The sequence below is a fragment of the Anaeromyxobacter diazotrophicus genome (assembly GCF_013340205.1).
GTDB classification, from domain to species: Bacteria; Myxococcota; Myxococcia; order Myxococcales; family Anaeromyxobacteraceae; genus Anaeromyxobacter_A; species Anaeromyxobacter_A diazotrophicus.
This window is the reverse complement of record NZ_BJTG01000005.1, coordinates 310002-320094: the sequence shown is the minus strand read 5'-3', so window position 1 is coordinate 320094 and position 10093 is coordinate 310002. Positions and strand designations below refer to the sequence as shown.

The window sequence follows — 10093 nt, the reverse complement described above, 5'->3', positions numbered from 1 at the left end:
GCCCGTCATCCCCCAGCCGGCTCTGCGGCGGGCGGGGCCGCCTCCCCCGCCTCGACCCGGTCCAGCACCTCGTCCAGCTCCTCCGGCGCGATGCGTGCCGCGAGGCCGTCCAGCACCGCCAGCGCCAGCGCTTCGACCGTCCGCGCCTCGAACACCGTCCTGAGCGGCAGCTCCACGCCGAAGGCGCGCTGGACCCGCGCCACGAGCTGCGCCGCCAGCAGCGAGTGCCCGCCCAGGTCGAAGAAGTCGTCCTGCGCCCCGACCCGCTCCAGCCCGAGAAGCTCGGCCCACAGGGTGGCGAGGCCCGCCTCGACCTCGTCGCGCGGCGCCACGAAGGGCGCGCGGTCCACGGCGCCGGCGGCGAGCGCCGGGAGGGCGGTGCGGTCGAGCTTGCCGCCGGCCGTCCGCGGCAGCGCCGCCACGAAGGCGAAGGCCGCTGGCACCATGTACTCGGGCAGCCGCGCCCGGAGGTGGCGCTTCAGCTCGGACGGCCCGGCCTCGACGCCGGGCGCGAGGGCGACCCACGCCGCGAGGCGCCGGTCGGCCGGTCCTGCCTGGACGAGGTCGACCGCCGCCTCGCGCACGGCCGGGTGCTCGGCGAGGAGCGCCTCGATCTCGCCCAGCTCGATGCGGAACCCGCGCAGCTTCACCTGGCCGTCCACCCGGCCCAGGAACTCGATCGCCCCGTCGTGCCGGCGTCGCACCAGGTCCCCCGTGCGGTAGGCGCGGGCCCCGGCGCGATGGTCGAAGGGGTCGGCGGTGAAGCGCGCCTCGGTCAGATCCGGACGGCGCAGGTAGCCGCGGGCGATGCAGCGGCCGCCCAGGAGGAGCTCGCCGGGCACGCCGTCGGGCGCGAGCTCACCGCCGCGCTCCACCACGTAGGCGCTCCGGCCCGGCAGCGGCCGGCCGATGGGGAGCGTCGCGGGGGCCGCCTCGCCCTCGGACGGCAGCGCCACCTCGTGGAGGGTGGCGGTGATGGTCGCCTCGGTCGGCCCGTACGCGTTGAGGAGCCGCGCGCCCGCCATGGGCGACCGCCGCCAGGCGGCGAGCGGCTCGCCCGGCATGGCGTCGCCGCCGACGATGACGAGGCGCAGCGCCGGCACCGGCTCGGGCGCCGCCGCGCCGGCGCAAGCGCGGGCCCACTCCGCCCACCAGGCGGGCGGCACGTTCACCACCGAGAGGCGCGCCCGCGCCGCGAAGCGGTGGAACGGCCCCCCCCCGGGGACGTCGTCGTCGCGCAGGACGACGGTCGCCCCCGCCAGCAGCGGCGGCACGATCTGCTCCAGCGAGGCGTCGAAGGCGGGCGAGGCGAACTGCAGGACCCGGTCGGCGGGGTCGAGCTGGTAGTGGCGCACCACCTCGCGGCAGTGCGTGGCGAACGCCTCGTGGTCGACCAGCACGCCCTTCGGCCGACCGGTGGTGCCGGAGGTGTAGATGACGTAGGCGAGCGAGTCGGGCCCGACCGGCGCTGGCGCCGCCGGGCCGGCCGCCTCGGACGCGTCGACGTCGACGTCGTCGAGCACCACCACCGCCGCGCCGAGTCCGGCCAGCCGCACCGCCCGGTCGCGGGTGGTGAGGACGACGCCGGCGCCGGCGTCCTCCAGGATGAAGGCGTTGCGCGCGTCGGGCGCCGCCGGGTCGAGCGGCAGCCAGGCCGCGCCGGCTCCCAGCACCCCCCAGAGCGCCGTCACCAGCTCGGGCGAGCGCTCGACGAGCACTCCCACCGGCGCCTCCGGCGCCACGCCCATGCCGCGCAGGCGGCGCGAGAGCCGCGCGGCGCGCCGCGCCAGCTCGGCGTAGGTGAGCGCCACCTCGCCCTGCTCCACCGCCACCGCTTCCGGCGTAGCCGCCACCTGGCGCGCGAACGCCTCGTGGACCGGCTCCGGCGCGGGCCCGGGCTCCGGCGGAAGCGCCGCCGCGAGGAGCGCGCGCCGTTCGCCGCCGGTGGCGAGCGGCAGGTCCGCGATCGCGCGCGCCGGGTCCTCGACGATCCCGTCCAGCAGGGTCGCGAACTGCGCCAGCATCGAGTCGATGGAGGCTTCGTCGAAGAGGTCGCGCTGGTACTCGAGGCTGAGGACGAGCTCCTCGCCCGCCTCGGCCACGATGGCGGTGAGGTCGAAGGGCGACGGCTGCTCGTGGAGCGGCAGGGACCCGAGCGCGAGCCCGCCCAGCTCGAGCCGCCCGCCCTCCTCGCCGAGCGCGAAGGAGGCGAGGGCTGCGGCGTCCACGAGCTGCGCCGTCTTCTGGTAGGTGAGCGCCACGTTGACGAGCGGCGCGCCGCCCGCGCCGCGGGCCGGGTGGAGCCGCTCGACGACGAGCGCGTGCGGGAAGCGCGCCGCTTCGAGGCCGCGCCGGACGGTGTCGCGGACCCGGCCGAGGAGCGTCGCGAAGGAGGGCGCGCCCGACAGGTCGACGCGCATCGGGAGGAGGTTCACCACGTAGCCGAACAGGCCGGCGTTCTCGCGGGTGCGGTTCGCGGCCGGCGTCCCGACGAGGAGGTCCTCCTGCCCCGTGTAGCGGTGGAGCAGCACGGCGAAGGCGGCCAGCAGGGTCATGAACGGCGTCGCGCCGTGCGCGCGCCCGAGCGCGCGGAACCGGCGGGACAGCTCCAGGCCGAGGCGGCGCCCGCGGCTGCCGCCGCGGAAGGACGGGCTGGCCGGCCGCGCCCGGTCGAGCGGAAGCGCCACCGGCGCGAGGTCGCACCCCGCGAGCGCGCGCTGCCACGACGCCCACAGCCGCTCGCCGTCGGCGCTCGCCAGCAGCGCCTCCTCCGCGCGGACGTGATCGGCCCAGCCGTAGAGGGGGGGGGCGAGCGCCGGGGCGACGCCGGCGCGCGCCGCGGCGTAGAGCGCCCCCAGGTCGTGGAGGAAGAGCGCCCACGACCAGAGATCGACGACGGCGTGGTGGATGGCCATGAGCACGAGGTCGCCCGCCGCCGAGTTCCGGTAGACGCGGCACCGGGCGAGCGGCCCCGCCGCCAACTCGAACGGCGCGTAGACGTCGCGCGCGATCTGCTCGCGCAGCGCGCCGAGACCGGCGCCGCCCGCGTCCTCCACCGCGAAGGGCATCGCGCCGGACGGCGCGACCCGGCGCGCCGGGCGGCCGTCCACGGCGGGGAAACTCGTGCGGAGCGCCTCGTGGCGCTCGACCAGGCCGTCCATGGCCCGGCGGAGCGCGTCGAGGTCGGTCGCTTGCCCCAGCCGGACGAGGTGGACGGAGTTGTAGGCGGGGCTCAACGGCGCCAGGCGCTGCAGGAACCACAGTGCCCGCTGCCCTCGAGACAAAAGGGTATCCAGGCCGGCCGCACCGGCAGCTGATCCGCTCTCGAACATGGCCCCCGCCCCGTCGCGATCTCGACCGCCACTGCCAGTCGATGTCGCCTGAATGCGCACACCTCACCACAGCTGGTGAGGGGGGGGTAGAGGCCAAAGGAGTGTGTCGGCGCGATCACCCGTGTTCGAGTTCGCCCGTCCGCATGTGCCCTTCGCGCTTGGCTCCGACCGGACCGCGCCCGGGTCGGCGTAATCCGGCGTTTTGGCGCCGAGAATCCGCTCACTTCCCGGTCCGCGCCCCGGCGCCAGGCATGCGACCGACTGTCAGGACCCCATCCCGCGTTCCGGAGGGCACCGGCCCCTCGGTCCTGATGTGTTGCCACCGTAGGTGTACCGCTCACGCACCGTGCGTGTTGACATGGGTCACACTTCGTGAAGGCGCGGTGCCGTCAGCTCCGACGCGCCGGCGCCCGGCGCGCCTCGGCCGGCGGGTCGGCGCGGTCGAAGCGCACGGCCGGCATGCGCGGGTCCGGCCGCCGGGCGGCGCGCGCGAACTCGTCGGCGCGGTCCTTCGCCACCTCGAAGCGCGTCTCCCGCGGCAGCACCACGATCTTCCCCACCTCGTCGCGGGTCACCCCGCCGCGGCGGCAGATGAGCGGGAGGAGCCAGCGCGGGTCGGCGTTCTTCTCGCGCCCGACGGTGACGCGGAACCACACCCCGCCCTCCCGGGCGGCGGGCCGCTCCCGCCGCGGCGCGCGCTCGGCCGCCTTCACCGGCGCCTCGCGCCCCACCCGCGCCGTGTCCGGCAGGTCCTCCGGCTCGGGCAGCCGCGCCCGCTCGCGGCGGACGAGCGCCGCCGCCACCAGGAGCGGCGCCCGCTCCTCGAGGAGCCGCCGCGCCACCGCCAGCTCCTCCTCGGTCGCCTCGCCCGCCTGCGCGGCCACCGAGGCCGCCAGCCGCTCCTCGTCGCGCGCGCGGATCTCCTCGGCGGTGGGCACCGGCGCCCACTCGGCCGCCACCCCCGCCTCGCGCAGCATCCGGTCGAGCCGGAAGCGCTCCGCCGGCGCGGCCAGCAGCACCGCCTGGCCCTTCCGCCCGGCCCGGCCGGTGCGGCCGCTGCGGTGCTGCAGGGACGCCGCGTCGCGCGGCAGGTCGGCGTGCAGGACGAGGTCGACGTTCGGCAGGTCGAGGCCGCGCGCGGCCACGTCGGTCGCCACCAGCACCCGCGCCCGCCCGTCGCGGAGCGCCTTCAGCGCCTTCGTCCGCTCCACCTGGGTGAGCTCGCCGGAGAGCGCCACCGCCTCGAAGCCGCGCTCGCCCAGGCTGGCGGCGGTGTGGTGCACCGTCTCGCGCAGCGCCCGGAAGACGAGCGCGCTCGCCGGGTCGAGCCGTCGCAGCACGTTCACGAGCGCCAGCTCGCGCTCGCGCGGCGCCACGAGGTGCGCGCGGTAGCCGATGTCGGCGTGCGCCTCGCCCGGCGGCGTGGCGGCCACCCGCACCGGCTCGCGGGTGTAGCGACGCGCCAGCTCCAGGATGGGCTTCGGCAGGGTGGCCGAGAAGAGGATGGTGCGGCGCCCCTCGGGCGCGGCGCCCAGGATGGCCTCCAGCTCCTCGCGGAAGCCCATGTCGAGCATCTCGTCCGCCTCGTCGAGCACCAGCGCCCCCGCGCCGCCGAGGTCGAGGTTCTTGCGGTCGAGGTGATCGCGGAGCCGGCCCGGCGTGCCCACCACCAGGTGGAGCCCCTGGGTCAGCGCCCGCGCCTCGCGCCGGGGGTCCATCCCCCCGACGCACGCGCCGACCCGGCCGCCGGACTCGGCGAAGAGCCAGGAGAGCTCGCGCTGCACCTGCACCGCCAGCTCGCGGGTGGGGGCGATGACGAGCCCGAGCGGCGCGCGCGGGCGGGCGGGCGGGAACGACGGCGCCTCCCCGAGGAGCGTCTGCGCCAGGACGAGCCCGAAGGCGACCGTCTTCCCGGAGCCGGTGCGCGAGGACACGAGCAGGTCGCGCCCGGCCAGCTCCGGGCCGAGCACCGCCGCCTGCACGGGGGTCGGCTCGGCGTAGCCGTGGGCGGCGAGGGCGGCGCGGAGGGCGGCGTGGGCGTCCAGGTCGGCGAAGGTCACGGGAGCCTTGTAGCCGGGCGGCGGCCCGCCGGCGAGCGCGGATCGCGCTCTCGCCGGCGCGTCAGGCCGGCGCCGCGGCGCGGCGGGGGCGGGCGCGGCGGCGCAGGACCGCGTGGAGGCGGTGCACGAAGCCCGCGCGGTCGAGCACCATGAACGGACACAGGTCGACCACCGGCTCCACCCCTTGCGCCCGGCAGAGCGCCACCGCCTCCTCGCTGGCGCAGCCGCGACCGGCGCCGCGGTGGAACCACACGCGCCGGACGCCGGCCGCCAGGCAGTCGCGCGCCGCGGCGGCGGCGAGGCTCGGCGGGGTCATGATCAGCGCCGCCTCCGGCGCCGGCGCGGCGTCCTGGACGCGGGCGACCGCGGGCGCGCCGCCGATCTCGCCCGCGGCCGGGTTCACCGGGACGACGTCGTAGCAGCGCGCCGTGAGCTCCCGCTGCACTGCCCGGCTGAAGCTCCGCGGGTCGCGCGAGGCGCCCACCAGCGCCAGGCGGCGGCAGGCGAGCACGGCGCGAGCGCGGGAGAGGTTCTCTTCGTCCATGGCGGCTCCCCCCGGGGCGGCCAGAGCGCGGTGCGCGGCTCGCCCCTCCCGAGGAGAGCGCCGGGCGCAGGCCCTGTCCATCTGCTCCGCGGTCGCAGGCCTCTCCGGCGCGCGCCTCGGCGCTTCGAGGGGGCTCGCGCGGGGGTAGGTCCACCGGGTCGCGCCCTCGGGGCAGGCCTCACCTCGCGTCGAGCGCCTGGCGGCGGTACTCGCCCGGCCGGACGCCGCTCCACCGCTTGAAGGCGCGGTGGAAGGCGCTCGTCTCCTGGAACCCGAGCCGGCTCGCGATCTCGGCGATGCTGAGGCGGCTCGCGCACAGGTGGTGGATGGCGGCGTCCCGGCGCAGCTCGTCCTTCACGCCCTGGTAGCTCGTGCCCTCCCCCTCGAGCCGACGGCGCAGGGTGGTGGGCGCGACGTGGAGCTCCCGGGCGACGTCCGCCAGCAGCGGCCACTCCGCGGTGGCGATGCTGCCGCGCAGGCGCCGTCGCACGCGCACCGTGAAGCTCTCCTCGTTCTTGTACTTGAGGAAGATCGACTGCGGCGCGGTGCGCAGGAACTTCTTCAGGGCGGCGGCGTCCTGGACCACCGGGGCCGCGAGGTGCGCCGCGTCGAAGTGCACGGCGGTCCGCGGCGCGTCGAAGCGCAGGTGCCGCGAGTACATCACCGCGTACTCCGCCGCCCAGGACGGCCGCGGGTGCGCGAACTCCGCCAGCGCGAGCGGGATGCGCCGGCCGGCCAGCCAGCACATCGTCCCGTGCACCGCCACGAGCAGAGTCTCGTCGGCGAAGCGGCGCGCCTCCGCGTCGGCGATCCGGCTCGTCACCCGGACGCTCGCCCGCGGCCCGTCCACGACCAGCTCCGCCTCGACGTCGTCCAGGAGGAGCGAGAACCCCCGGAGGAGCCGCCGCAGCGCCGCGCCCAGCTCGGGGCCGTGCAGCGCCGCGAGGCAGAGGAAGGCGAAGCTCCCGCGCTTCAGCCTGCGCCGGTCGAGCCCGAAGAACTCGTCGTCGAGCTCCCGCGCCACCGCCAGCCAGAGGGCGGAGAAGACCGCGGCCGGGACCCGCGCGTGGGCCACCCCGAGGAGCTCCGGGGGGACCCCCGCCGCCGCCAGCACCCGCGCCCGCGCCTCGGGGCCCAGCCGGGCGACCGCGGCGTCGACGAAGTGCATCGAGACGGTGTCCTTCTCCATGGCGGCGGGGCTCGCCCGGAGTGTAGCGCGGCCGTTCGCGGGGTGGCAAAAAGCGCCAGCCGGCGCGGGCGGATCGGGCATCGCCCGCCGCGGCTCCAGGCGCCTACAGTCCGGGAGCGGCGCGGACCGCCCGCCGCGCCCGCGGGGCGGGCCGAGGCGCCGCGCGGAGAGGACGGGCAAGGACATGGACGCGAAGAGCATCGGGGTGGTGGGCGCCGGGACCATGGGCAACGGCATCGCGCAGGTGTGCGCCGCCGCCGGGCTCCAGGTGACCATGGTCGACGTCTCGGAGGCCGCCGTGCAGCGCGGCCTCGCGACCCTGCGCGGCAGCCTCGACCGCCTCATCAAGAAGGGGGCGCTCACCCCGGCCGCGAAGGAGGCGACCGTGGCGCGCGTCGCGGGCACGACCGACTACGGGGCGCTCGGCGGCGCCGGGCTGGTGATCGAGGCCGCCACCGAGAACCTCGAGGTGAAGCTCCGCATCCTGCGCCAGCTCGACGAGCTCGTCTCGCCGGACGCGATCGTCGCCACCAACACCTCCTCCCTCTCCATCACGCAGCTCGCGGCGGTGGGGCGGAGGCCGGAGCGCTTCGTGGGGCTCCACTTCTTCAACCCCGTGCCGATGATGGCGCTCGTCGAGGTGATCCGCGGCCTGCAGACCTCCGACGAGACGCACGCCCGGGCGCTCGCCTTCGCGCAGGACATCGGCAAGACCCCCATCACCGTGAAGAACGGCCCGGGGTTCGCGGTGAACCGCATCCTGTGCCCGATGATCAACGAGGCCATCTTCGCGCTGCAGGAGGGGATGGCCTCCGCCGAGGACATCGACACCGGCATGAAGCTCGGGTGCAACCACCCCATCGGCCCCCTGGCGCTGGCCGACCTGGTGGGCCTCGACACGCTGCTGGCCGTGATGCAAGTCTTCTACGAGGGCTTCAACGACCCGAAGTACCGCCCGGCCCCGCTGCTCAAGGAGCTCGTGGCCGCCGGCCGGCTGGGCCGGAAGACGAAGCGCGGCTTCTTCGCGTACGAGTGAAGCGCCGGCGCCTCGACCGAGGTCTCACCGCCGCCGCCGCGCGGCCCTGGAGGCTCACATGAAGGAGTACACCGCTCCCCTCCGCGACATGCACTTCGTGCTGCGCGAGCTCACCCCGCTCGAGGAGGTCGCCCGCCTGCCCGGCTGCGAGGACGCCACCCGGGAGGTGACCGAGGCCATCCTCACCGAGGCGGGCAAGTTCGCCTCGGGCGTGCTGTCGCCGCTCAACCGCGTCGGCGACCGCGAGGGCGCGCGCTGGCGCGACGGCGAGGTGACCACCGCCCCCGGCTGGCGCGACGCGTACCGGCAGTTCGTCGAGGCCGGGTGGAACGCGCTCTCGTGCGATCCGGAGCACGGCGGCCAGGGGCTGCCGCGGCTCGTCTCGGCGCTCGTCGACGAGATGTGGAACGGCGCCAACGTCGCCTTCGCGCTCTGCCCGATGCTCACCCGCGGCGCCATCGAGGCCATCGAGCTCCGCGGCTCGGAGGCGCTCCGGCGCACCTACCTGCCGAAGCTGGTGAGCGGGGAGTGGACCGGCACCATGGTGCTCACCGAGCCGCAGGCCGGCTCGGACCTCGCGAGCGTGCGCACCCGCGCCGTCCCCCAGGGCGACGGGACCTACAAGCTCGAGGGCCAGAAGATCTTCATCACCTACGGCGAGCACGACCTGGCCGAGAACATCGTCCACCTGGTGCTGGCGCGCACCCCGGACGCGCCCGAGGGCGTGAAGGGCATCTCGCTCTTCGTCGTGCCGAAGTTCCTGCCGAAGGAGGGCGGCGGCCTCGGCGCGCGCAACGACGTCCGCTGCGTTTCGATCGAGCACAAGCTCGGCATCCACGGCAGCCCGACCGCGGTGCTGGCGTTCGGGGACCAGGGCGGCGCGGTGGGCTGGCTCGTGGGCGAGGAGCACCGCGGGCTCGAGTACATGTTCATCATGATGAACGCCGCCCGCTTCGCGGTCGGGCTGGAGGGCATCGGGATCTCCGAGCGCGCCTACCAGCGCGCGCTCGACTACGCCCGCGAGCGGCTCCAGGGCACCGAGCTCGGCGCGCGCAGCCGCGAGCGGGTCGCCATCGTCCGCCACCCCGACGTGCGCCGGATGCTCATGCTCATGAAGTCGCGCACCGAGGCCATGCGCGCGCTCGCCTGCGCGGTGGCGGCGGCGACCGACACCGCGCGCCGGCACCCCGACGCCGCGCGCCGGCAGGAGCGCCAGGCGTTCGTCGACCTCATGATCCCGGTGGTGAAGGGCTGGGCCACCGAGATGGCGGTCGAGAACGCCTCGCTCGGCGTGCAGATCCACGGCGGCATGGGCTACGTCGAGGAGACCGGCGCGGCGCAGCACCTGCGCGACGCGCGCATCACGCCCATCTACGAGGGGACCACCGGCATCCAGGCCGCCGACCTCATCGGGCGCAAGATCGCGCGCGACCGCGGGGCGGCGGCGGCCGCGCTCATCCGCGAGGTGCGCGAGGTGGAGGGGCAGCTCGGGCGCCGGGACAGCGCCCTCCTCGCCGCCATCGGGGCGCGGCTGCACGAGGGGCTCGCGGCGCTCGAGCGCGCGACCGAGTTCGTGGTAGGGACCTACGGCCCCGACGTCCGGCGGCCGTCGGTGGGCGCGGTCCCCTTCCTCGACCTGCTCGGAACCGTCGCCGGCGGGTGGCAGATGGCCCGCGCCGCGCTGGTCGCGCACCAGCGCCTGGGCGAGGGCGCGGGCGAGGCGGGCTTCTACCGCGCCAAGCTCGCCACCGCGCGCTTCTACGCCGATCACGTCCTGGCGCGCGCGCCCGGGCTGGCGCTCACCGTGGTGGAGGGGGCCGAGGGGGCGCTGGCCATCGAGGACGACCAGCTCTGACGGTCGTCACCCAGCGTGACGTAGGTCAAGGCGCCGAGCCGGCCCCCGCGGGACGATGCCCCGCAAGGGGGGGCAGC

At 76.5% G+C, this 10093-nt stretch carries 6 protein-coding genes; 2 read left to right on the top strand and 4 right to left on the bottom strand.

Annotated elements, in window-relative coordinates; all coding sequences use genetic code 11:
- Nucleotides 1-5 precede the first annotated feature (5 nt).
- From HWY08_RS12585 to HWY08_RS12570, 4 genes are all read right to left on the bottom strand, one after another.
- Nucleotides 6-3332 carry a non-ribosomal peptide synthetase gene (locus HWY08_RS12585; protein ID WP_255499659.1) on the bottom strand — a complete coding sequence of 1109 codons (3327 nt, stop codon included), beginning with the start codon at nucleotides 3330-3332 and terminating at the stop codon, nucleotides 6-8.
- Nucleotides 3333-3721: 389 nt separating this feature from the next.
- Nucleotides 3722-5392 carry a DEAD/DEAH box helicase gene (locus HWY08_RS12580; protein ID WP_176065635.1) on the bottom strand — a complete coding sequence of 557 codons (1671 nt, stop codon included), beginning with the start codon at nucleotides 5390-5392 and terminating at the stop codon, nucleotides 3722-3724.
- 61 nt (nucleotides 5393-5453) lie between these two features.
- Nucleotides 5454-5936 (bottom strand): CoA-binding protein, encoded by a 483-nt coding sequence (locus tag HWY08_RS12575; protein ID WP_176065633.1) that lies wholly within the window; start codon nucleotides 5934-5936, stop codon nucleotides 5454-5456.
- A 178-nt stretch (nucleotides 5937-6114) separates the two neighbouring features.
- Nucleotides 6115-7125 carry an AraC family transcriptional regulator gene (locus HWY08_RS12570; protein WP_176065630.1) on the bottom strand — a complete coding sequence of 337 codons (1011 nt, stop codon included), beginning with the start codon at nucleotides 7123-7125 and terminating at the stop codon, nucleotides 6115-6117.
- Between the two features lie 184 nt (nucleotides 7126-7309).
- On the opposite strand from HWY08_RS12570, the gene HWY08_RS12565 reads away from it, so the two are divergent.
- Both HWY08_RS12565 and HWY08_RS12560 read left to right on the top strand, forming a co-directional pair.
- Nucleotides 7310-8161: a 3-hydroxybutyryl-CoA dehydrogenase gene (locus HWY08_RS12565; protein WP_176065628.1), complete on the top strand. Its 852-nt coding sequence runs from the start codon at nucleotides 7310-7312 to the stop codon at nucleotides 8159-8161.
- 58 nt (nucleotides 8162-8219) lie between these two features.
- Nucleotides 8220-10016, top strand: a complete 1797-nt coding sequence (locus tag HWY08_RS12560; protein WP_176065626.1) for an acyl-CoA dehydrogenase — start codon at nucleotides 8220-8222, stop codon at nucleotides 10014-10016.
- The last annotated feature ends 77 nt before the right edge of the window (nucleotides 10017-10093 follow it).

What these genes read in the sequence shown, in the direction of transcription:
- HWY08_RS12585 (WP_255499659.1), bottom strand. Translation starts at nt 3,332, where the DNA reads ATGTTCGAGAGCGGATCAGCTGCCGGTGCGGCCGGCCTGGATACCCTT.
- HWY08_RS12575 (WP_176065633.1), bottom strand. Translation starts at nt 5,936, where the DNA reads ATGGACGAAGAGAACCTCTCCCGCGCTCGCGCCGTGCTCGCCTGCCGC.
- HWY08_RS12570 (WP_176065630.1), bottom strand. Translation starts at nt 7,125, where the DNA reads ATGGAGAAGGACACCGTCTCGATGCACTTCGTCGACGCCGCGGTCGCC.
- HWY08_RS12565 (WP_176065628.1), top strand. Translation starts at nt 7,310, where the DNA reads ATGGACGCGAAGAGCATCGGGGTGGTGGGCGCCGGGACCATGGGCAAC.
- HWY08_RS12560 (WP_176065626.1), top strand. Translation starts at nt 8,220, where the DNA reads ATGAAGGAGTACACCGCTCCCCTCCGCGACATGCACTTCGTGCTGCGC.